A 25,134-nucleotide genomic window follows, 5' to 3' on the forward strand; every position below is an offset into this window, starting at 1 on the left:
CCTTGATTGTATTGAGGGAGAACAGTCTTAAGTTTAACTTCTCTCCTATTAATTTAAAATCACTGAAACATTGTCTTCCCTAAGGAGGTTTCCTCTGATTGCCCTTAAAACTAATCATCATAGGACACACTCCTTTTTCTCTTGTAAACATAAGCAGCTGCACTCATTAAGATTAAACCACTTAGAGTAAAGATTAAAGTACCCATACCACCAGTTAGTGGATATTCACCTTTATGGTTTTCAATCTCAAAACTATTATTGTCTACCTCAATATTTCCATCTAAAACTGTAAATTCCTTGACATAGTCTTTTGGTTTTATATATTTTTCCGGTGCTTTTATCTCTTTAAGGGCATAGTAACCGGAATCGTATAATTTGAATTTTACTTTTCCATCTGCTCCCGTTGTGAATTTGTAAACTTCATCATAACCATCTGGAGCTTTTTCATCTTTATTCAAGACTAATTTATTGTTATTCGCATCTTGGTATAATTTTATAAGTTCCTTTGAGTATTCTCCATTTTTGTCCTTCTTATACCAAACTTCAAACTCTGCACCTTCAAGAGCCTTTTTATCCTTTGCATCGACTTTTACAAATTCCACTTCTTGCTCTTTCTTATTGGTTATAGTGATTGGCACAGCTCCTACTTCTTCATTAGTGCCCTTTCTTGTGATTTTTCCTTTTTCATCTACACTAAATTCTAGTAAAGGATCATTTTGTTTAACATATCCCTCTGGAGTTATTGTTTCTATTAATTGATATTCACCCGGTTTTAGTTTAGTGAACTCAAAGCGTCCATCTTCACCAGTTGTCTTAGTTACCTCTCCATATCCGACAAAGTTTCCTTCGTTATTCTTCTTGTAAAGTGTGAAACTTGCACCTTTTAATGCTTTGCCATCTTGGTCAACTTTAATAAATTCAATTTTGTTTTCAGGGTTAACTGCTTGGATATTTAACTCTGCTTTTGCACTGGCTTCATTTTCAAAAGTATAAACTTGGTCTTGTCTGTATACCATTATATATTCTCCATTAGTATACGTTAATTTCAGTTTACCATACCCTACATAAGCAGATTTATCATCTCCCGCTACCCTTCCTGTTACCTTGATAATTCCGGAATCGCCATTTGATAGTCCACCATTAAATGTCAAATCTACAGATTCATTTGCGTTTAAAGATGTTCTCGACGTTATAGTTGTAAAAGGCATAAGATTTGTGCTATTTTCATCTACTCCAAAGGACTTAGGCATATCTCTTTCCACATAATAGTTGTTTCTCAATGCACTATAACTAATTTTTAAATTTTCTATGTCTTGCTCTGATGAATAATTGAATTTAAATGGCCCAGTGTATTGTCTTTTCCTATTTACATAATAGTAGTGAACAAATTCTCCATTACTTGCCCTATAACTTACGATTTTTGATGCAAGATTTAAAGAATTATACCCATCACTATATTCGGCATAGTTAAGGTCATAGACAACTCTTATATCGTGATATTTGCTAGTATCATCACCCACACCTAAACCAACTCTTTGTTCAGCTGATTCCTTCAAATTGTACAAGTCAATAAAGGCTGAAAGCTTATTGCTAAATTCTACTAACTGATAAGTGTTGGCATAGTCTGTAAATTTGTAGGTAATTGTTCCATTTTCTCTATCGTAATCTGCTTTGGCAATAGTTCCTACTCCATCTGCAAATATATCAAGACTTTCAACATTATCTTCAAGAATACCATTAATATTAATGTTTTTACTTAATTTTAATACAAAATAATCTCCCGGATTTATTTTCGTATTTGGAGCAAGTTTATAGGTGTTGTCAAATTCAAAACTTTCTCCTACGTGTGGATGAATTTCTCCCTCTTGCTCCGGCTCATTATTTTCATTTTCAGGATTTACAACTTTCATATCAGATTTATCAAGAATTATTTTACTTGTTAAATCTACTCCCGTTCTTGAAATATCTCCTGCATAAGGGTCTAAGTCCTTGCCACCTACTGTGAAATGCCATACTTGGTCTGTATTGACATAGCCTTCAGGGGATTTTACTTCTTCCAGTTTGTAATTTCCTATATTTAGTCCATCAAATTTCAAAGTTCCATCTTCGCCGACAGTTTTAGTTATAACCGTATCATTTGATAAATTAGTTAACTTAAATGTTGCTCCAGGCAATTGATCCGTAGCACTTATTGTTTTTCCATTTTGGTCTACCTTTTTGACAGTTATGCTACCTTTTCCCGGCTTTTCGTTTACAATCTTGCCCATGTTTTTTGCAGTTGCACTTGTTACAAAGTCAACTAGCTTGCCATCTTTTTCAGATGTTGTTTTTTCAGGTACATATTGATAAACCCCATTAGCTTCGTCATATTCCAAGGATATATATCCGCTGGAATCTGGCACTATTTTTATTTGTTTTACGGGATACTCTTTTAACTTTCCTTCATTGTCCGTTACTACTATATTAAGATCTTTTAGTAGAACTTGTTCATTTGTATTAGGATTAATTACCTTAGTTTCTTCTATATTGATATTCTTTGCATCCACAGAGCTAATAGGTACTGTTTGTCCTTCTGAATTAATCATATTTAAATCAGAGAGTTCATACACTGTATCATTTTGAGAACCCGTAGGAAACTTGACTTTAATAGTTTTAATATCAATTGTTTCGCCGGTCTCTGGATCTATAATTTTTCCAGAATTATTGTTTATAGTTTCTATTGTAAAGTATAGCAATGGCCCTTCAATTGGGTTGTAACCTTCAGGTGCTTTAACTTCTATTAGTCTATAACGACCCGGTTTTAATTCTCTAAAACCGAAATATCCGTTAAATGCAGATGCTATGCTTGAACCCGGCACATCCACATATGTGTTACCTACACTTTCTTGGAGTTTAAATACAGCTCCTTCAAGTCTTCTATTAGTAACTTCTTCACCAGTTAAAGATTCCTTTGGATCATCTCGACCGTGTTTTGAGAATGTGATGTTGTAAGTTTCTTTATCATTTCTTATATCCATGCCTTCTAATCCAATTGTATTGACTTTGCTTGATGAATATAACGGTTTTATATTGATGCTTGTAACAATGGAATCTTTATTATCATCTAATGCAGGATAAATCCTACCAGCTTTATATAGCTCACCATCTAAATAAGCCTCCTTGCTTAATGCATTAACATATTTTTGATCCTGGTAAGATTTGCTATTTGCCCAATTGTCAGCTTCTTCTTTTCCTCTGTATTTTTCTATCCATTGTCTAAGGGCTTCCATACCGCTTTGATAAGAACCCTTGTCAACAACCTTATAGCTAAAACTTGGTTCTCCATAGACAAGTTGTTGAAATTGTCTTGCACCGTCATAAAAGTCAATATTCATATTGATTTCCCCTAGATCTATGATGTTGTCGTCATAGAATCCTTCGACATCTATATAGTAGACTCCCTTGTCAATATTTAATTGGTCTTCGTCAAATCCCCAGTCAAAAGGTCTCCACCTTGCAGTGTTAACCATGGACACGTCATTTCTGGATATATCATAGTACCTCAATATGTTGTCCAATTCACTATCGCTAGGGTTATCACTTAGTCCAGTTATTTTATATGTTGACCTATACGCAGTCTTCACACCTTGCGTTATAGTTTCAGGAGCTTCTCCCGGTCTTTCAAACTCTTCTCTTTTTATATCTGGTGTTATTTGAACATTTATCTTATTGCTTCCTGTATAAGCCCTAGTATCTATATATATTCTTTGAATAAATGTCTTTGATTCCGGATTTATATAGGTCATCCTAGATGCATACTTAATTCCGCTAGGAGTTGTCGTTAAACCAGTTTTGCCGACATCTTTTGCCTTATCAGAATCTATAAAAGTATTCGGAGTGTCTTCCGGTCCCTTGTAGTCCGCCTTCAATTGACCGTTTTCTTCATATACGTGAATTTCCCAAGGAGCTTTGATCTTTTTATATCCTTGCGGAGATTGAGTTTCTTCCAATAGATAATAACCTGGTTGTAAAGTTATAGCTATATCTTTTCCTTCTGCATCTTTTTGTACTAGCAAACCATCTTCTCTAGATTCAGCATTTATAGGCGTGAAATTAGTGTCCTCTGTTTCATAATTTTTGTCAGTATACTTCTTTAAAGTAAATTCTCCACCTTGTAACGGATTGCCGTACATATCTCTCTTGTATACTTTGAGGTCAAGACCTGTTTGCTCATTCTTGATTAAAGCAAATCCACCAGTAGGTATTTCAACAGAACCTTCTGGAGGTGTCGTTCCAGGGTCTTGTGCTTGTGCAAAGGTAGCTGACACATTTACATTTGATGCTGGCATTGTAAACTTATACTGTCCACTTGCATCTACTGTTATCGCCACACCATCCACTGTTACACTTTCAACTTTATATCCCTCATCAGGAGTAACTGTAAGTATAACCTCTGCTCCTTCTGCTGCACTTGTAGTACTTGCAGAAACCTTGCCATGTTCTATACTGCCATCTATATTTATAGAATAATTTGTAGGTGGTATTGGTACAAAGTAAACATTGATACCTACATCAGATGCCGGCATTGCAAAAGTTACAGTATTGTCGTTAACTTTTGTTGTTTCCACAGGACCTTCTGTGCTGTTTACGTCTATGCTTTTAAATTGATATCCTGGATTTGGGTTTAGTGTAAGTGTAACAGTTTCTCCAGCTTTTATATTTTCTTTTGGACTTGCAGTTACAGTTCCATTTTCTTGAACATTAATAATTGTTTTATAAGTTGTTTCAGGAATTTGTTCAAATATAGCATTAACTGTTACATTAGATTCTGGCATTACAAATGTGTAATTGTTATTGCTTACATTTGCAGTTACATCATTTCCATTTACTAGTAACTGTTTTAATCGATTGCCTTGACTAGGACTTATTGTAATGGTTACCCGATTTCCTGCTTCTACTGGATTTATCTTATCAACAGCAATTGTACCATTGCCAACTGTACTTGTACCTACATTATAAGATGAAACTGTTTTAGTAATTGTAACTTGTGGTGAAGGTATTGTTTGTAGTTGTGTACTATTATCAGTATCGTGTCTGTATTTAATAGGTTGAACCAAATCGTAAGTTCCAGATTGTAAATTATCTTTAGCTTGTACTTGGAATTTAATGTGGGCAATTTGTTTTCTTCCGATTCTTGGATATCCAGATTTAAAATCAATCTTGTTTTCAGCTGCATTATATCCTATATGCCATCTAGTTTCATCACTTTGAACCGCACCTAGCCAAGTTGTTGTTGACCCTTGTACAAAATCAAAGTTATCGTTGAATTTTAATTCAAAGAATCCGTCATTCTTAAAAAGTTCATTCTTATTCGCCAGATCAACTTGCACTTCAAATTTTCCATTACCTAAATCTGTAACATTTGTTGTAACATTAGTCTTCCCAAAAGGCTGGTCCGTTAATGTATTTCCTATTGTGTATTCAGGTGCTGCACCTAATTTCATTAGTAATCCTGGTAATGTTGGCCCTACTGCAAGTCCAATTACATTTTCTAATTCTAAATTAGAATTTGGGTCATATCTTGAATAAATATTATTCCTTGCACTAGCTGCAAACATTATAGAATTTTCTACAAAGGCTTCTGAGTTTATATTGTCAGGGTTGTCGACTTTATAGTAGGCTTTTCCTTCCTTCGTAATTGTAACTGTCCAAGTTACATCTGTCTTTTTATAACCTGGTGCAGCCTTTTCTTCTGATAATTTATAAGTTCCCGGTCTTAATCCATCAAAATATATTATACCGTCCTCTCCCGTAGTCATAATTTTTTCTTCTTGACTTGGATTAGGTCCAGTAAGTTTGAAGGTAGCTCCCTCTATAACTTGATTTTCATCGACTTTTTTTACTTTTTTAAGATTAAATCCAAAAGTTTTAAACTCATTAGTTACATCGAGAGAGTCAGATGATACATAAGCCCCCTTGATATCCCCTTCTTGTACAACTGGCTCTGCAAGTTTTATTGTGTCTACTCTTTCATAATAGTCGCTCTTCCAATAAGTCGTGCCATTTTCCGTCCAGTCCATTCCAAGACCGACTCCGCCAGTTGCATCCTTATAGGAAACTTTTATATCCACAACTATTGGCTTATCCGTAGCAGGAAAATCTAATTTTAGACGTTGCGGTTCTCGTGGGTTGGTATTATCCGTACTTCTTCTCACGCTGTCCTTTATTTCTTCAGCTCCATACTCTGAAAGTCTTATATCTGAAATAACGCCTTCAACTGGTTTATTCAATTTGAATACTTGGTAGGTTTCATTTCCTGCATACCAATCCATGTTTGAGTAATTAGGTTTTTCTCTGTGAATTGTTGCTGTGGTTTCGCCAATTTGTGCTGATTCTGGATTTAATACAAATCTTTGAATGATATATTTTTTATCTTTATTTATTCCAACGATTCTAGTCCCAAGTTTATGGGCTTCTGCTGAATTTCCCGTCCAACCTGTGTACCTATTGTCGTTTAAATTCCATCCGTCTAATGTCCTTTCCCTTACATTGACCCAATTTACTCCTCCTTGTTCTAAAATTGAATTTAATTCTGTTGGGCTTGCAGGTTCTCTGTAATTATAAACTTTCTTTTCTCCATTATTTATAACTAAAACCCATTTCTTGTCGAGCTTGTTGTAACCTTCAGGAGCTCGGGACTCTTCTAATATATATGTCCCGTCAGTTAAGGTGTTGTCAAATTTTACAACACCATTTTGGCCAGATTCTGCAATCTTTGAAAATGTACTATCGTCTGGTTTTGTAAGTTTAAATTCAGCCCCTGCAAGTGGCGTTCCCTTGGAATCTTTCTTATATACTACAAATTCCGTGCCCATTGGCTTATTGGTTACTTCCATGTTTATATCTGTGCCATGATACTCTTCATCAGCACCGAGAATTCCAACTTCTAGGATATGCACTTCGCCATTGTCATAAACTGTAACTGTCCATTTTTTCTCTGATTTTCTAAATTTATCTGGTGCAGTACTTTCTACTAGAGTGTATCTTCCCGGAGCGAGATCAGTAAAACTTACTATTCCATCGCTATCTGATGAGCGATAAATTGTATTTCCCTCTTCATCAGTCAGTGCGAAAACTGCTCCAGTAAGTTTTTCCTGCTTATTTCCCTCATTTAATTTAGTTATTTTAAAATGACCAGGAGTGTATTTTTTATTAATAAGACCTACTATTTCTTTAGAATATTGTGGTATTTCTCCACCAACTTGGTCTCCTGTACTCCAATTGTAATTAGCTGCACTGGCAAAGGCAGATCTAAGAGTCCCATTACCGCTATCCATTAGGAAGGCTCTCCAACTACTATTGAAGGCATCTAGGTCTGGAATTTTAAAAGTCTTTTCTATTACATAGCCTTCTCCCCTACTTGAAATGTTAGGCATTACTATTTTTAGAGGAGTTTTCTGATTAATTACACCTGAAGTTTGTATTTGGTTTGGGTCATAATCCAAAGTGAAGTTATTTGATCTATCGCTAATTCTTTCATTAGGATTTATAGGCATATGGTAAACTAGAAAGTACCTATAAGGGTCTTGTTCAGGCCTAATCCCAAAAGATAGAGGCATATTTTCATTTAATGCTTTCTCCTCTATTACTTTTCTATTTTTATCTGTGCGATAAATTTTTACATCTTCCAGTTCAAAGGAAGGACTTGTTCCATTAGCTCTCCAGTCATATACAGCATAATTACTTTGATAATTAGTAGAAAGCCAATTCCAAGTTACAGTTCTCTGTCCAAATCCAGTATCTCCCAATGCATTGTAATAGGATATTACTTTTAAATACCAATTGCCGTCGCTATCTTTATATACATCCCTAAAATAACTTGCTTGAGCAGGTGCTCCAAATTTTGTATCATAATAGCCGTAGTCTGCTTTAATCTCATTCGTTTTGCTTTGTTCTCCATCAACGCCTGTTACGCCCGGAGCTACTATATTTGTGAATTTATAAGTCCCATCTTGCTTTGCGTAAAATTTGCTAGGAATAATACCTCTTAAATCAATTGATATAGTTGCCGTTCCTCCACCTGACTTATCATTAAATACATAAGTCAAAAGGTTTGTGTCATAATTGAAGTATGGATCTGCAACGTAAACTCCACCTATTTTAATTTTTGGAAATTCCGCAAAATATTGTGTGAAATCAAGATTTGGGTCAAATTGAATTTCAAACCTTGTGCCCGGTGATGATTTATCCAAAGTTATATCTGCGTGATATTGTAATGATTCCAACTCGTAAGCTTCCCATACACCCGGTTTTCTCCCAATATCACCTGCCGTATTTTCTTGATAAGTGAGGTTTTGCTTTACCTTTATTGCTTTTGCCTTTTTCTCATCATCCTGAATTTCTTCTGTTTTTTTATAGTAATCTTCGCCAAGAACTGGTGTACCTGAACCTTCCTTGAATTTAGGACTATATGTTACTTGTCCTTTATCGTCAACTGTTACTTCAAAGTAGACCTTTGACTTTTGATAGCCTTTCGGTGCACTGACTTCTTCTAATGTGTACACTCCCGAAGCATACTCTCCAAAATTCGCTACTCCATATTCTCCCGTAACTTTATTTGCGATTATATTTCCGTCCCTATCCTTTAACACAAATTCTGCTCCAGCTAGTTTTTGTTTTTCAGTTGAATTGTCGAATTTTGTTATAGATATTGGGCTTTTAGTAAATTCTTCATTTTTTATAGTTATGCTAGGCAAACCTTCTTCGCCGCTATTGCCTAAATTCACAATTTTTGAGATTTGAGCTTGATTTCCCGTATCCTTATCAGTTAACCATTCATAGGAAAGTGTAGTTGATTTATTGTCTCCGATATTAGCATTTACTTTTACCAAAAAGCCCCAGTCATTAGCAAATCTTTGTTGAGGAAAATAAATTTGATATCCTATTTTTCCAGTATATGCATCAGTTTTATTAGGTGTCCCTGTAATCATATTGCTATTTACTATATTTATTACGCTTAAACCAAGGCTATTAATAACTGTATCTACAGTTTGTTTTTGCATTAAATCTTTTACATTATCTCTTTTATCTGGTGAAACATCATAAGCTGTTACATCAGTAATTTCTACTCCCGGTATGCTGATATTTAGCCTTGTATCTCTATCTGTTGAACCGCCTTGTTTCTTTGCATTAGCCTTTAAGAAAAGATAAAATTCTGCATTTCCATTTTCGTCAACCTTGCCGTAATACATGGCATTCATGTAGTCTGGGTAGCCGCTATGTTCCACATATTCAGTTTTACCTGCTCCAAGTGAGAAATCTGCATTATTTCCCGATACGCTAATTTCTCCACTGTCGGATATATTTACAGCCTTTAAATCTTGGTCTATTTTATATCCATCTGCCGCTTTAGTTTCTTTTAATTGATAAGAACCTGAAGGTATATCTTTAAAAACAGCTTCTCCTTCTTCATTTGTCGTTACATCTATCCCAGTTCCTAATAATCTAAAAGTTACTCCTTTTATTTTTTTGTTTGGATCTTTGCTGTCAACTTTAACCACTTTAAAGGACGCCGTTTTTGCTTCAGTTTCTTCAATAGCTGAATTTTGAATATAATGAACTTTTTCATAGTTTTTGTAGTAATTTACATTTTCATAGTATCTGTATGTTCTGCCATTTATTGTTACTGGATTTGCATCGTATTCTTGTTTTATTCTGTGATCTATTAGATAGGCTTCTCCCAATGAGCTAATATTCCAATATTTTACATGGGGTATAGTTATTGTTCTTTCCTTTTCTCCATCTAATCCTTCACTAACTTTTATCTCGCCAAGGACATCTCCGTCATTTCCCACTGCTTTAAATGTTTCGCTAGGCATTGTCAGACCCTCTGGCAAGTTCCAAACTTGTTGGACGTAAAGATCTCTGTATTTTGAGATTTTAACTCCACTCACTTCGTAATCTTGATATGTTTCCGGAGATTGTAAGTCAGTAATAACTTTATATACTGCTATATTCCCTACCGCTTGGTTTCCACCTGGATTTGTTCCCTCTTGTGGAAAATCAGTAATAGTTTGTGTGCTTCCTATTTGAACCATTTGACCTTGGTCATTTAAACCGTATACCGCACTTTGTCCTTGAGCAATATTTTGATTATTTCCCAAGCTTCTAGTTTCTAATGGAAGAGTAACATTAGTATCTCCACTTGATACTCCGTCTGTAATAGTCCATATTGCTTGTGAATTGGAATTGAACTTTCCTTCTATTGTAGTTCTATTATTTACACCAACACGAGTAGGAGTAGATTCTATTATTGCATCTTGGGTATATCCCTTGTCAAAAACTAATCTAAGAGCTCCCGTCTTTCCCCTTCCCTGTTCATCAGTTTTATTTGTAAGAATTGTAGAAATATCTAACACATAGTTGCCCTGTTTATTTGTTACTTCTGTATAGAAATTATATACAAGATCTTGACCCTTTCCTTGAAAATCATGATGTTTAGAGTCAACTATTCCCAAGGCTCCATTAAGTTGGTCCTTTAGATCTACGCTTTGTCCATTGATTTTTACATCAGTAATTTCTCCAAGTCCTGAACCTTCAACAGTAGTCAAATTTAACTTATAGCCCAAGGCATCCATTAAGTCTTGTGTTGCATTTACCCTAATTGTCCAATTGATCCCTATCATTTCCCTGTTTTCTATGACAGGATTTCCAACTGCATCTAGGTTAATTTGATAATTTCCATTTTTATCGTCTATTATTTTAACAACATCATCACTACCTGGTTCTATTATTGTGTTAACTGTGTTTCCATTTTTGTCTACGACAACAGGTAGAAGTGCCTTTGGTGGTGTTACTCCAAGTCCTGAAATTTTGTTGATAACTGTAAAGCTTTCGTCTGGTATAATTTTTCCAGTGTTAAAATCTACATCGATATTCAAAGGAAGGCTAATATCTTCATTTATTTCTCTAACTATTTTGTATCTTATGGTATTAGAGGCTTCATCGTATTCCGGAGTTGCTATTGTCTGTCCCTTGTAAACTATTGGTTTAAGGGTTGAGACATCTTTTACCATGAGTTTTTCGTCTAGATGAATGTCAAAGTATTGTCCTACTTGTATAGCTCCAAGTCTTGTAGATGTATCAAATCTAGTCCTTATAGTGAATTTTTTATCTTCTAGCGGACTCGGTTCAGCTCCAAAAGCTGCCCTTAATCTCATAAAACCAAAATTATTTTGAACAGTTGGCATTTCTGCTTTTTGAAGACCTGCGTCCATTTCTTCTTCTGTGAGTTCTCTGTCTTCTCTTAAGTAGTTTTCATAAAGGTCACTTATTTCTAAGCCAGTATTTTCTGCTTCATCCTTTTGAATCATGAATACTTTAGGGTCTAAGTTTTCGTAGCCATGTTCTTCTATGAATTCTTTAAAGGCTTCTGTGTTGTCTGCCATTAGTTTGGCTTGGTCTTCTCTTGATAAATTGTATTTATCTTCAAAGGTGTTAAGTAATGCTTGGATTTCTTCTAGTCCATTGTCTTTATTTTTAAGAGCTTTTTTAAGTTCTTTATCTGCTCTTTGTAAATCCGTCAAACCTAGACCTTCTTTTAATTTGTCTAGAAATCCCTTTTCTTCTTCGTCTTCAATTTGTTTTTCTTCTATTATGTCCTTTGATTTATTTGATTCTTCCAAGTTTAGGCTTTTTTCTGATTCTTTTGCTTGGTCTCTTAGACTTTTTTCTTTTAATTTTTCTTCTAATAGTTTTTCTAACTCAATTCTCTTTTCGTGAGCTTCTTTGTATTCCGCTTCCGCCTCAGATAATTCAGCTTCATTTGCTCTTGCTGCAGCTTCCCTTTTTGCCGCTTCAATTTTAAGAGCTTCTTCTTTTTCCTTTTCTAATCTAGCTTGTTCATCTTGTTTTTCTTGTTTTTCTTCTGCTGGATTATCTTCTTTTTCAGGAGTCTTTACATCTGTGCTTGTTTTTTCTGGACTTTTTTTGGCTGGTACTAATATTTCATAATCTTCTTTCTTCTTAGCCGGTTGTAAAAATCCATCAGATTTTTCATATTCAGTCCTAGAATCTTTTTTATTGTTGCTTTCTGTCTTATCTGTGGTAAAACTTTTCCCTGTGAATAAATCATCGGGCAGTTTTTGTTGATTTTCTGTGCTAGAATTTTGGACTTCTCCCTCGTCAAATAATCCTCTAGCAGCTACAGCTACTGGACTAAACACCTCCAAAATCATCAACAACGCCAATGTAAGGCAAATAATTTTTTTAAAAATTCTGTCCATTTCTTTGCTCCTCCTATTAATCAGTCTTAGCCTATACTAGGATTTATTTGATTCACTAGTAATGATGTACATATTATAAAGTAATAATTATTTTTTATCAATAGTTTACTTAAAAAATAGTTTTAATATTATGTCTAAATCTACGCATTTGTCTGGCTTTTTTAAGTTTTTTGATTCGTAGATATGCGTTTTGTTGTATTGATTTTCTTGTGGTACGAGTAAAATATCCCTATATTTAGCCATTTTACTTTTTTATTTATTTTTAAAAAACTATATTTTATTTAAACTTCTTTATTTGTATGTTTTTTATTTTATACAATTTTTCTTTAAAATAAAATTTTTTAAAGCCCTTTATTTTTATATTTTGAGATTTATAATCAGGTAAAATACAGGTTTTAACTCTTTCACTATATATATATATATATATATATATATCACTTTTAAAATTTTTATATCCAATAATTTCTCTTGAGAAAGTTTATTGTAAAATATCTATAATATCTTTTGCGCTTCTTTTTTATATTTGACCTAAAAATAGAGCAAAATAAAAATGCATCGTCATCTCTGACAATGCATCTTTCTATATTACATATATTTTATTTTCAATATTGCTCTATGCTTTTAAAGCTTTAATAGTACAAAGACCTTAAACTTTATTCATATCTAAGGGCTTCTATAGGGTCAAGTTTTGCTGCCTTGTTGGCTGGATAGTAACCAAAGAAAATTCCTATTAGCATAGAAAATCCAACTGCTACTACAATTGAGCCAATAGATGGAAATGTGCGAGCTTTCAAGAGGTTAGAACCCACAAATCCTATTATTGACCCCAAGATTATGCCAAAAATTCCTCCAATTATACAAATTATAATAGATTCTATTATAAATTGTTTTCGTATGTCTCCTCTAGTTGCTCCAAGTGCTTTTCTTATTCCTATTTCCCTAGTCCTCTCTGTTACTGAAACTAGAAGAATATTCATTACTCCAATTCCGCCAACTAAAAGGGATATAGCTGCTATGGCTCCAATTGCTATTTGGATCGAACTCATTGCACTATTTACTTGTGAAATTTCGCTTTTAGCTGAATAATATTTCACTTCCGCTCTAGGATTGTTGGCGTAAAATTTTGCGTTTAAGTCGTCGACAATTGATTTTGCATCTTCTTCTATTGTATCGGGGTTTTTTAAAGTCATTGTTACATCATAATAAACAGTCCTCGGCTCTGTCAAAAATTCTCTATCCCCTGTGGTTCTTGGAATGTAAACTGTGGAACTAGATCCATTAAAGGATTGTCCCATTACAGATATCTCTTCGTACTTGTATACGCCAATAATCATAGCAACTATTAGCTTGCCATTGCTCTCGATTTTTGCTTCTCTGCCCAGTACCTCTGGTGCTGAAGTTTTGTATACTTTTTCCAAAACCTTGTCGGATATTACTACAACTGACTTTCCCTTCTTTACATCTTCTTCACTTAAAAATCTTCCGGCAAGCATTTTTACTTTGGAAATACTTTTTTCGCCTGGAGATGTTGCCGATATTGAAACTTGCTCTTTATTTCTTTCTTCTTTTACAAAGCCATTTCCACCAGCTCCATAGTAGATGAGTTCGTCGATCTTCCTGCCCTTTTGCGCTTCTAAATAATTTATTATATTTTCTGTTAGGAAATCACCTTCGCTAAGCTCACTATTATCGTAATCAGAACTTTTGGACTTTACATAAATTTGGACTGCTGTGTTAGCTATGGAGTCAAAGGCTTTGTTTACAGATTTTGTAAGTGCATCGCCAATTGTCGTGATTCCAATTACCGAACCTATACCGATTATAATGCCAAGCATAGTCAAAAAGGACCTTAACTTATTGGTTCTTAAGCCTTCCAAGGAGAGTTTTATTGTTTCTAATATATCCATTAAATCTCCTCCAACATTCCATCGTTCATCTTGTAAATTCGTGTGGCTTCCTCTGCAAGTTCGAGGTTGTGAGTGATGATAATTATTGTCCTCTTATCCACTTCGTTTAGCTTGTGAAAGAGGTCCATTACATTTCTGCCCGTTTTGGAGTCCAATGCTCCCGTAGGTTCGTCCGCTAAGATTATGTCCGGATTATTTGCCATAGACCTCGCTATTGCCACTCTTTGTTTTTGTCCTCCCGATAATTCGTTGGGAAGGTGTTTCATTCTATCCTTCATATCCACAATTTCTAAAAGTCTTTCTGCTCGCTCTGTCCTCTCTTTTTTTGAAACTCCTGCATAGGTCATTGGCAATTCGACATTTTTAAGTGCATTTGACCTTGGTATTAGGTTAAAATTTTGAAATACGAAGCCAATTTTTTTGGAACGATAGCTAGAAAGTTCGCTGTCCTTTAGAGAAGAAATGTCTACTTTATTAAGTTCATAATAGCCCGATGTCTGTCTATCTAGAAGTCCAATTATATTCATTAAAGTTGACTTGCCTGAACCAGACTGCCCCACTACTGAAACGAAGTCCCCTTCATTTACATCAAAATTTATGCCGTGAAGAATTTCTAGTTCGTTTTCTTTCCCAATGTTAAAGGACTTTTTTATGTCCCGCATTTTTATGAAATTATTTTTCATCTTCTTTTCCAGCCTTTTCATCTGGCAAATTTGTATCTAGGATTTTTACAATATTTCCTTCGCCATATCCTCCTGATGTAGCAAGAACTTTATCTTTTTCCTTTAAGTCCTTGGATTTTATTGCAATTTCTGCATCATTTGCAAGTCCCTTTGTAACTTCAACTTTTTCAATTTGATATTTATCCTCGCTCTTTTTCCTAAGTGCAAGTATATAATTTTTGCCATCTCTCTCGAAAATTGCGTCTGCCGGTACTTTGAAAGTGTTTTTTTCTTCGCTCAAAATATATTTAACTCTAAGTGTCATTCCTGGTGCAAGTTCATTTTCTTGTCCACTATTAATTTCTATTACCGTCTTGTATAGTACTTCGCTAGTTTTGTTTTCCTCTGAAATTTTCATTGGCACTGGCTCTATGGAAATTACTTTGCCCTTGTAGCTTTTGCCCATGACTGCATCTGATGTGATTTCTACTTCTGTCCCAATAGATACAGAATTTTTATCGTATTCCTTTAATTGTGATTCAACCCTCAATGTTTCTATGGTTTCGATTTTGGCAACAGATGCTGCTGGTGTTTGTCCTTCCTTTGCATTTAGCTCTGTTACAATTCCGTCAGCTGGTGCTTTTATCATTACTTTTTCTAACTCTTCTGTTAGATTTTCAATTTCTACGCTGTCTAAATTGTTAGCACTTGCCCTTGCTGTTTTTAAATTGTCTGAAAGTCCAGAAATTTCATTTGCCACTTGAGTTTTTGTAGACTCAAGATTTTTCTTTGCACTTTCATAATTATTCTTTGCGGTTTCTACATTTTGTGCCAAAGTTTTTAACTCGTCTTCACGTGCCTTTTGTGATTTTAAAGCTTTGTCGGAATTTAGATTGACATCATCTTTTGCTTTTTGCACTTCAAGTTTTGTTGCGTCCACTTGTTTTTCCTGTGCTTCTAATTCTTTTTCCAGTGCATCTGCTTCTGAGGTGTATTTTTGTTCGTCAGCTTTGGCATTTCCTAGTTCTTCTGAAATTCTATTTACTTCAATTTCAACTTCGTTTTGTCTTCTTGTAAGACTATTTACATTTTCATTTGCCGATTTTTTTATTGCATCAAAGTTATCAAGTGCCGATTTTTTATCTATAATATCTTTATCACGTTGTCCTATTTGTTTTATTACTTCATCAAGTTCCCTCGAAACTCTATCTAATTCTTTTTTTGCTTCATTTGAAGTTGATGTAGATAGCCTTTTTCTATCTTCTTCTAGTTTTTGTTCTTTTGCTTTTAATTGACTTTTTTCTGCTTCTAATTGACTTTTTTCTGCTTCTAATTGACTTTTTTCTGCTTCTAATTGACTTTTTTCTGCTTCTAATTGACTTTTTTCTGCTTTAAGTCTACTTATTTCTGTTTGATAATTAGAAACTTGTCCTTGAGCTTCTGCTAATCTTTCCTGTTCTTCTTTTATGGAAATTCCAATTTCAGTCAATCTTCTCTTTTCGTTTTCAAGTGAATTTTGCAAATAGTCCGTTTCTCTAGACTTATCTGCTGCCATAGCTCTGTTTTCAGAAATTTTACTATTGTTTTTATTTATATTATCTTGAAGTTGTTTATATTTTAAATTCGTCGCTTCCTCTTGGTAGGCAAGATTTTCCTTTGTATCGCCCTCTGCGACTATACCTTGATTATATTTTTCGTCAATGCTTCTCTTGAAGTCGTCATAGGCTTTTTGTGCAGCTAAATACTGATCCATTGCTTGTGTTATAGAAGTTTCAGCAGCTACAATCGCTGCATTTTTCCCTGAATCTCTGCCACTAATTGCTTCTGATAATCTTTTTTTTGCCGCAGAAATTTGTGCTGAAACATTTTTATCTGTGGCTGATTTTTGTGCACGCCTCGACTTTAACTGTTGCTCAATGGAAGATGAATCCAATTCTGCAATTACATCGCCTTTTTTAACTTTATCTCCCACTTTTACATTTACATGAGTAACTGGAAGTGGCTTTTCTGCATAAACTTCAACAGAATTTGAAGGTACAACTTTGCCCTTTTCCGTAACGGAATTTTGGACACTTCCCCTCTCCAATGTAACTACTTGGTTTTGTGAAATTCCTTCGCCATCTCCACTCTTTAGCTTTCCCGAAATTATTTTAAATATTAAAAATATAATTAAAAATAATAGCAATAATGCAATTATTTTAGTTTTCTTATTTTTAAAAATTAAATTCTTTGTCTTTATGTATAAATTCTTCATATAAACCTCCAATAACATTATATAGCATGAAGATTTTAATTTGCAATAGTTAAACGCTGCAATAGATTTATTTAAATAATTCTTAATTTTAAATTAATTTTTTTGTAATAACTTTTCTAATATTCTTTATAATATATTTTGTATAGAGTTAAGATATAATAATTAGGGGTGATTTGATGTTTGAAATATGTATATTAATTTTATTCATGCTAAATTTATTTGTAGCAATAGTTTTTAAAATACAACTAGCTTTTGCTCTTTTCTTAAATTTAATGCTCTTGTCTTTTTATGCCTACATAAAAAATTTTAGTTTAAGGGAAATCTCTACAATGATATATACCGGCATAAAAAGCACAAAAACTATTCTAATTGTATTTTCTCTCATTGGAATGATTATAGGGATTTGGAGGCTTTCTGGCACAATCGCTTATATAATTTATCACGGAACAAGCTTAATTAACCCAAGGTTTTTTTACGTTGGTATTTTTATTTTTAATGCGATTATTTCTTTTCTTACAGGTACAAGCTTTGGCACAGCATCAACAGCTGGCATAATTTCCATGTCAATTTCAAATGCAATGAGCTTTAATCCCCTTATAAGTGGTGGTGCAATTTTATCTGGCTGCTTTTTTGGCGACAGATCATCGCCAATGTCGACATCGGCATTACTCGTTGCAACTTTGACAAAAACTGATCTTTACAAAAATTTGAAAAATATGTTTAGGACCTGCATTATTCCCCTTGTCCTTACAATTTTAACTTATCAAATTTTTAATCTTGGCATTGACGCAAAAATTGACAATGGTGGAATAAATTTAATAAAAGAAATCTTTAACTTTAACTTGTTTTTAATGGTTCCACCACTTTCCATAATTTTGCTCTCAATTTTTAAAGTTGATTTAAAAATAAATATGCTTATTTCCATTGTGCTTTCAATATTTTTTGCAGCTGTTTTTCAAAATAAAAGTGCATCAGAAATAATTAAGGCATTGATTTTTGGTTTCCACATAAATTCAGATGCTGGCAAATTAATTAATGGCGGTGGATTTATTTCAATGCTGAAAATGCTTTTAATAGTTGGAATTTCATCAGGATACTTTGGCTTTTTTAAGGAAACTCAACTTTTAGTCGGCGTAAAAAAATTCATAAAAAAATTATTTTCAAAATTTCCCGACATGGCAATAATGTCAATAATGTCAATTTTAATTTCAGTTTTTAGCTCAAATCAAACACTTTCCATAATGCTAACTTATGAAATGGCACGTGAAAGTTATAAAGATAATGAAAAACTGGCCCTCGATATTGAAAATACCGCAGTCATGACAGCAGCCTATATCCCTTGGAATATAGCGGGTCGTACACCCCTTGAGATGTTTGGCGCACCAATAATGTCCTTGTATTTTTCCTTTTACCACCATTATATAGTCCTAATTAATACCCTAGCTTCTGTAATAGAATTTAGGAAAACAAGAAATATGAGAAATAAATAGAAAAATTTTATTACGCTTTTATATTAATAAAAAATTTTTGCAAAAAAACTCAGAACTATTGACGCTCTGAGTTTTTTGTTTCTTTATTTTTTTCAATAAATTGTCTTAAAAGTATATTTGATTACTTTAATCTTCATCAAATTCAATTAATGGTGCTGGCTTTCCTCCTGATGCTAAATCTATCTTTGTAACTATAAATATTACAACAAAGGCAACTACTGCGCCTGGAACTATTGCACTAAGTCCCCATGGGCTATTTAATACAAATATCCAAATAGCTGATACTATTGTTCCCGCAAGTATTGCGATAAAGCCTGCCTTTTGAGTTACATCTTTCCAAAAAAGTCCACAAACAAAGGCAGCAAAGGGTCCTGCTGAACGCAAGGCAAAGGCTGACATCATTACACTAATTATGTTTGAATTAGATAATGCTACTCCCAATCCAAAAAGTCCTGCCAAAGTCATTACAACCCTTGATACTAGTACTTCCTTTTTTGGATCTGCATTGTTATTTGTGATATATGGTTTATAGATGTCATTTGAAAACATTGTTGCCGTTCCAATCATATTTCCTGATGCACTTGATATTGTAGCTGCAACTACTGCGGCAAGCACTATTCCTGAAACTAATGGAGGTGCAAATCTAACTGTAGCATCTGCTAAAGCTGATTTAGATATTCCGCTATCTACGTATCCATCAATATAAGTATAAGCCATAAGCCCTATGAGAGCTGGTACTATTGCATAAGCTGCTGATAAAAGTCCTGCTATTATTGATCCCGTCTTTGCTGCTGAACCGGTTTTTGCTGATGAGAAAGTTTGCACAATCTCCTGCCCTGTTGGAAAGGTCATACAATACATAGCTATATATCCCAGTACTGTTGGAAATCCGATTTTTGTCATGCTCATTAAGTCTAATTCTCCATTTGATGCAATGGATACTTCTCTAGCCTTTTCAAATAAATTTGCAAATCCTCCAATTGCTTCATTTTTAACCATTACAAATAGGGCAATTGTCATTCCAACAGTTATGAAGAACACATGCATCATATTAGCTGATGCAACTGATGCAAATCCACCAATCATAGTGTATGCAATTACAACTATTGTCGTTATAATTGCAGCCTTGTTAAAGTCAAGACCAGTTAACACATTTATTATTGAAGCTGTAGCTATTATTTGAGCTCCAGTTGCCATAAATAGTGCTAAAATTGACGTTATTGCTGTTATTATATGTGATGGCTTTCCAAATCTCATTCCAATAATTTGTGGAACTGTGTTTGCTGATGATCTTCTAAAATAAGACGCAACAAAAGATACTAATACGAATCCTATTCCCGCAGCTATTACATACCATGCTGCCGAAAGTCCATAGCTATATACATTTGTAGCTATTCCTGTTGTCGATGCTCCACCTGTATTGGCTGCAAAAAGTGTTCCAGCTAACACTAAGGGTCCAAGAGATTTTCCCGCCATCAAGAAATCTTCATTTGCATTCTCTGATTGCGACTTCTTTTTTTGTTTATAAGATGCAAATAAGCCAATCACTACTGTTGCAATCATATATAAGATTATTATCGTTAATGTCGTTTTTTGAGTAGCATTCATATTTATCTCCCTTTAAATCTTAATACTTTGCCTGCTTTTTTAGGAGTTGCTTTCCCCTTGTCTATTAAAATATTTCCATTAACTATAGAGAAGTCTATTCCTGTAGCTAATTGCTTAGGATTTGTATAATCTCCATTATCTTTAATATTTTCAAAATCTATCACTAATATGTCTGCTGCATATCCATCTTTTAAATATCCTCTATCTGTAAGTCCTATTGTGTCTGCTGCTTTACCAGTCATCTTTCTAATGGCAATTTCAACTGGAAATACTTTTTCATCTCTGCAATATTTTCCAAGAACTCTTGCAAAGGCTCCGTAAAGTCTTGGGTGTGGTTTTGCTCCTATGATTCCATCTGTACAAACATTTTGTTCATCTCTTTTCATAAAGGTCTTTATATGTTCTTCTTTGCCATAAAAATCTACTAAACCTACAATATTTTCTTCATCTCTGATTAAGTCAAATATTGCATCATAGGGATCTTTCCCCGTAGCTTCACCTAGTTCAATAAGATTCATTCCAACATATTTTTCTGATTCTTCGTTTTTTACAAAGGTTATAAAGATTCCTTCAAGTCCTGCAAAGTCTATAAAGTTGTCCCAGCCCGGTATTCCTTCTTTTATGTCTTTTTTCATTTTTTCACGAAGTTCTTTATCATTAAGTCTTTCTATTAATTTGTCCGTTCCTCCGTCGTGAACCCATGGCGGAAGAATTACAGACATCATTGTAGAGCCTGCAACATAGGGATATTGGTCAAAGGAAATTGTAAGACCTTCTTTCTTTGCATCATCTAGCTTTTTTAGAATATCAGGAATCAAACCCCAGTTATTTTTTCCACAGATTTTAAAATGTGAGAAGTGAGTTCTACATCCACCTTCTCTTGCTATTTTTAAAATTTCATCCATGGATTCAAGCATTGCATCTGCTTCTGATCTTTGATGAGTTACAAAAACTCCGCCATTTTTCTTTATTACTTTTCCAAGTTCAATAAATTCATTTACATCTGCATATACACATGGTGGATAGATCATTCCTGTACTCATCCCAAAAGCACCAGCATCAAAAGCTTTTTGAAGTTCTTCTTCCATTCTCCTTTGTTCTTCTTCTGTTGGTTTTCTATTTTCAAGGCCCATGCTGACCATTCTCACATTTCCATGAGGTGCAAGATATGCAATATTTGGTCCAAGATCAAGCTTGTCGATTTTATTCAAGTATTCTTCTACACTTCTCCAGTCCCACTCATAATCATATTCACCTTCTAGTCCTGCCATTGCTTTTTTCCAAGGTTTTACAGTTTCATTATTTACAGGAGCAGGTCCCATTCCATCTTGAGCAACTAGCTCAGTTGTTATTCCTTGAAATAATTTTGGTGCAAGATAAGGATCTTCGATTACAAGCATTGAAGAATGGGAATGTGTGTCTATAAATCCTGGAGTTACAATTCTATCTTTAGCATCAATTATTCTCTTTGCTTCAACATCTCCTTCAACAAAATACATTTTTTCATCTTTAATAGCTATGTTTTTATCAAAGGGTTTTGTTCCCGTTCCATCTACTACAGTTCCATTTTTAATAAAGATATCGTACATATTTATCTCCTTTACAATAATAACGCTTCCATTACTGCTTCATAAGAGTCCACAACTTTTTCAAGCTCGGAAACTTCTATGTATTCATTGACAGTGTGTGCTAAATTTTCTCTAGAAGGTCCAATGCCAAGTGTTTTTATCTTTGCCTCTCCTGCATAATGACTTCCATTTGTACAGAAATTATATTGAGTTATCTCTGGATTTTGTCCCTTATCCTTTAGCTTGGCAACAACTTTTTTTACCCATGCTTCATCTTCATCAAATATCCATCCTGGAAAAAATCTTTCTCCTCCAATAGTTTCTCCAGTAAAACATTTTTCTTCAGCCTCTGTGTAATAAGCTCTAACTTTTAATTCACTATCCTCCTTCATTAACTTTTCTAAAAGTTCGTTTATTGGAGCCAAAACAGATTCCTTAGTTTCATTAACTAATAGTCTTCTATCATAAGTAGCAATACATTTTTCTGGCACGACAGATGCACCTGGATAGGGACTTGACTTAATGTCTACAAGTTCTAAAATTCCATCGCCTAGTCTATCGTGATGCGTTGGTTTTAAAGTTTTAATCGCCTCGATTACTTTGCACATTTTATAGACTGCATTGATTCCCTTTTCAGGATTTGCTGAGTGTGCTGGCTTTCCTAAAACTTCAACTTTAATTTCAGCCCTTCCTCTTTGCCCAATTTTAACATTACAGTTTGAAGCTTCGCCAATTATTGCATAGTCTGGATTTGTATAAGCACTTACTTCTCTTGCAGCAACACCTTCAAAGCATTCTTCGTGAACTACTCCTGCTATAAAGATTTCTCCGGCAAAATCTCCCTTAGTTTTTTCCTTAAAATTGCTTGCTGCAACTGCCATAGACGCCAAAGCACCCTTCATGTCGCTTGAGCCTCTTCCGTAAATCTTTCCATCGTGAATTTCTGCCTCAAAAGGAGGATACTTCCATTCACTTTCATCAGTTACTGGAACTGTGTCCATATGCCCGTCAAATACAACTTTTGGTCCTGGTCTATTGCCTTTTATGTGACCAATAGTGTTTCCATACTTGTCCACATGAACATCATCAAAGCCATTATCTTCAAAGAATTTTGTTAGTTCTTCTGATACTCCCTTCTCCTTTCCTGAATAGCTTTGTCTTCTGATTAACTTTTGCGTTAACTCTACTGCACTTATTTTGTTCATTTTCTACCTCCTGTACTTTCATATTTTCCATCCCATACAATGTCTAAATAGTTTTTAGCATCCGTGTCGCCTTCCGTAGAAACAAATATTAAATTTGAATCTGAATTTATATTTAATTTCTTTCTTACATCTTTAAAACTATCATCAGTTAAAATTTTTATAATTGCACCAAAAGGAGCTGCCCCACTTTCCCCTGAAATAATCCTTTTATCATCCCTATAAGGATTTCCTAGAACTCTCATGCCAAAGGCTGCAAATTCATCTGATGCCTTAATATAATGTTCACAATTATCCAAAAGAACTTTTAGACCAAATGTATTTGGTTCTCCACAAGCAAGCCCCGCCATAATTGTTTTATGCTCTCCACCAACTAAAACTCTTTCGTTTGCAATAGCTGATTCATAGATACAAGCAACAGTATCTGGCTCTACAATAGTAAAACTTGGCTTATCTTCACCCTTGTACATATTTGTAAAAAATCCAGTAGTTGCTGCTGCAAAGGACCCAACGCCAGCTTGCAAAAACACATGAGTTGGCTTAATATTTTTCTCTTGCAAAGTTTCATACATTTCCCACGCAAGAGTCATATATCCCTGCATAATCCACTTTGGAATATCTTCATATCCATCCCAAGCAGTGTCTTGAACCATAATGTATCCCTTTTCTTCAGCAAGTTTATTAGCTTCTCTAACGCATTCATCATAGTTCATATCTAAAACTTTTACAGTTGCACCTTCTTTTTCAATATTTTTAACTCTCTCTTCAACTGATCCCCTTGGCATATATACAATTGATTTTTGAGCTAATTTATTAGCAGCCCAAGCAACTCCACGACCATGATTACCATCTGTCGCCGTTATAAAAGTAATATCTCCTAATTTATCTTTAACTTCTTTAGAAGTTAATTTTTCAAAATCTAAATTTTTGATGTCCATATTTAGCTTTTCTGCAATAACTTTTCCAATGGCATAACTTCCACCAAGAACTTTGAATGCATTTAATCCAAACCTATTGGATTCATCCTTAACCAAAATATTTTTTACACCTATTTTTTCCGAAAGATTTTTTAGTTCTACAAAAGGCGTTTCTTCATACATGGGAAAGTTATTGTGATAATTATGAACTTCTATCGCTACATCTTTATTTAAAAAGCTTAAATCATATCTTTCCTTTTTATCTTTTTGTTCTTTAGTAAAAATTTCTAATTTCATAGACTCCCCTTTTTATAAATATTTGAATATAATTTTTAGTGTTGTGTGATATATCACATAATACATTGCAAACCTTTTTTTGTCAACCCCTTTTTTCAACACTACTTTTTATAATTATTTTATGATATACTTTAAATTAATAATGAAAACGAGGTTTTAATGTAAAATATGCTATTAGAAAATAGGAGAAATGAAAAAATAAATAGAACTTTTATTAAGGATGAAGTTTATGATACTCTTTCTAACTGGATAATAACAGGTTATTTGGAGCCTGAAACAAAAATAAATATAAATGATCTTTCAGAGAAGCTTGGAATAAGCAGAACTCCTGTTAGGGAAGCCATTCTAAAATTAGAAAATGAAGGACTAATACTTTCAAAAGCTAATCGTTGGACAATTGTCGCACCCATTGATTTAGATGCCTCCTTTTATACTTATTCAGTGGTAGCTAGTTTGGAGATGCTCGCACTTGAACAAGCTTTTGATAAAATTGACGATGACTTTATTAATGCCCTTCAAAAAATAAATGCAAAATTAGATCTTGCTTTTAAGAATCTCGACACAATGGAACTTTTAAATTACGACAATGAATTTCACGACAGCTTTATTTACTTGTCAAAGAATCCAGAATTACCTTCTATTATCCACCCTCTTAAAAAGAAAATTCAACGAGTTGAGCTTTCTTTTTTTAAAGACAACGACGGCAAGTCAAATACTTTTGGAGAGCACAAGGCTTTAATAGAAGCTCTTAAAAAAAGAGATTTGGAATTGGCTAAGCTTTGTTTAAAAGCAAATTGGTACAACTCAATAAATTTAGTAAAAGGAAAAAGTAAAAATAAGGATAAATAGTTTTATAAATTATATAGAAGTATTTTTTTTCAATTTAAACTGCCTTTTTTGCAAACAAAAACTCAGAACTATTGACGCTCTGAGTTTTTTATTTTGCTATTAAATTGTATCTTTCAC

The 25,134-nt window shown here is 33.9% G+C and carries 10 protein-coding genes; 2 read left to right on the plus strand and 8 right to left on the minus strand.

The window, feature by feature from the left end; all coding sequences use genetic code 11:
* Positions 1-110: 110 nt before the first annotated feature.
* From HKO22_RS04605 to HKO22_RS04620, 4 genes are all read right to left on the minus strand, one after another.
* A complete protein-coding gene (locus HKO22_RS04605) occupies positions 111-12,263 on the minus strand; it encodes a SpaA isopeptide-forming pilin-related protein (protein ID WP_169968871.1) in 12,153 nt (4,050 codons plus the stop codon).
* A 653-nt stretch (positions 12,264-12,916) separates the two neighbouring features.
* Positions 12,917-14,170, minus strand: a complete 1,254-nt coding sequence (locus tag HKO22_RS04610) for an ABC transporter permease (RefSeq protein ID WP_169968873.1) — start codon at positions 14,168-14,170, stop codon at positions 12,917-12,919.
* Positions 14,170-14,853 carry an ABC transporter ATP-binding protein gene (locus HKO22_RS04615; protein ID WP_169968875.1) on the minus strand — a complete coding sequence of 228 codons (684 nt, stop codon included), beginning with the start codon at positions 14,851-14,853 and terminating at the stop codon, positions 14,170-14,172. The genes HKO22_RS04610 and HKO22_RS04615 overlap by 1 nt, the downstream gene beginning before the upstream one ends.
* The gene (locus tag HKO22_RS04620) at positions 14,843-17,086 is read right to left on the minus strand and encodes an efflux RND transporter periplasmic adaptor subunit (RefSeq protein ID WP_169968877.1); all 2,244 of its coding nucleotides are present in this window, start codon (positions 17,084-17,086) and stop codon (positions 14,843-14,845) included. The genes HKO22_RS04615 and HKO22_RS04620 overlap by 11 nt, the downstream gene beginning before the upstream one ends.
* Positions 17,087-17,262: 176 nt before the next feature.
* Here HKO22_RS04620 and HKO22_RS04625 point away from each other — a divergent pair, with 176 nt between their 5' ends.
* Positions 17,263-18,576 (plus strand): Na+/H+ antiporter NhaC family protein, encoded by a 1,314-nt coding sequence (locus HKO22_RS04625; RefSeq protein WP_169968879.1) that lies wholly within the window; start codon positions 17,263-17,265, stop codon positions 18,574-18,576.
* A 126-nt stretch (positions 18,577-18,702) separates the two neighbouring features.
* On the opposite strand, the gene HKO22_RS04630 is transcribed toward HKO22_RS04625, so the two are convergent.
* The 4 genes from HKO22_RS04630 to dpaL are packed head-to-tail and all read right to left on the minus strand — an operon-like array spanning position 18,703 to position 24,168.
* Positions 18,703-20,184: a sodium:solute symporter family protein gene (locus HKO22_RS04630; protein ID WP_169968881.1), complete on the minus strand. Its 1,482-nt coding sequence runs from the start codon at positions 20,182-20,184 to the stop codon at positions 18,703-18,705.
* Positions 20,185-20,186: 2 nt separating this feature from the next.
* Positions 20,187-21,773, minus strand: a complete 1,587-nt coding sequence (locus tag HKO22_RS04635) for an N-acyl-D-amino-acid deacylase family protein (protein WP_169968883.1) — start codon at positions 21,771-21,773, stop codon at positions 20,187-20,189.
* Positions 21,774-21,784: 11 nt separating this feature from the next.
* Positions 21,785-22,957 (minus strand): YgeY family selenium metabolism-linked hydrolase, encoded by a 1,173-nt coding sequence (locus tag HKO22_RS04640; protein ID WP_169968885.1) that lies wholly within the window; start codon positions 22,955-22,957, stop codon positions 21,785-21,787.
* On the minus strand, positions 22,954-24,168 hold the full coding sequence (dpaL, locus tag HKO22_RS04645; RefSeq protein ID WP_169968887.1) for a diaminopropionate ammonia-lyase: 1,215 nt from the start codon (positions 24,166-24,168) through the stop codon (positions 22,954-22,956). The genes HKO22_RS04640 and dpaL overlap by 4 nt, the downstream gene beginning before the upstream one ends.
* Positions 24,169-24,336: 168 nt before the next feature.
* Here dpaL and HKO22_RS04650 point away from each other — a divergent pair, with 168 nt between their 5' ends.
* Positions 24,337-25,017, plus strand: a complete 681-nt coding sequence (locus HKO22_RS04650) for a GntR family transcriptional regulator (RefSeq protein WP_169968889.1) — start codon at positions 24,337-24,339, stop codon at positions 25,015-25,017.
* The last annotated feature ends 117 nt before the right edge of the window (positions 25,018-25,134 follow it).

This window comes from Peptoniphilus faecalis (genome assembly GCF_012976305.1).
GTDB classification, from domain to species: domain Bacteria; phylum Bacillota; class Clostridia; order Tissierellales; family Peptoniphilaceae; genus Peptoniphilus_A; species Peptoniphilus_A faecalis.

Coding starts and splice junctions, on each gene's coding strand:
- HKO22_RS04640 (WP_169968885.1), bottom strand. CDS start 22,957: ATGAACAAAATAAGTGCAGTAGAGTTAACGCAAAAGTTAATCAGAAGA.
- HKO22_RS04615 (WP_169968875.1), bottom strand. CDS start 14,853: ATGAAAAATAATTTCATAAAAATGCGGGACATAAAAAAGTCCTTTAAC.
- dpaL (WP_169968887.1), bottom strand. CDS start 24,168: ATGAAATTAGAAATTTTTACTAAAGAACAAAAAGATAAAAAGGAAAGA.
- HKO22_RS04620 (WP_169968877.1), bottom strand. CDS start 17,086: ATGAAGAATTTATACATAAAGACAAAGAATTTAATTTTTAAAAATAAG.
- HKO22_RS04625 (WP_169968879.1), top strand. CDS start 17,263: ATGTTTGAAATATGTATATTAATTTTATTCATGCTAAATTTATTTGTA.
- HKO22_RS04605 (WP_169968871.1), bottom strand. CDS start 12,263: ATGGACAGAATTTTTAAAAAAATTATTTGCCTTACATTGGCGTTGTTG.
- HKO22_RS04610 (WP_169968873.1), bottom strand. CDS start 14,170: ATGGATATATTAGAAACAATAAAACTCTCCTTGGAAGGCTTAAGAACC.
- HKO22_RS04635 (WP_169968883.1), bottom strand. CDS start 21,773: ATGTACGATATCTTTATTAAAAATGGAACTGTAGTAGATGGAACGGGA.
- HKO22_RS04650 (WP_169968889.1), top strand. CDS start 24,337: ATGCTATTAGAAAATAGGAGAAATGAAAAAATAAATAGAACTTTTATT.
- HKO22_RS04630 (WP_169968881.1), bottom strand. CDS start 20,184: ATGAATGCTACTCAAAAAACGACATTAACGATAATAATCTTATATATG.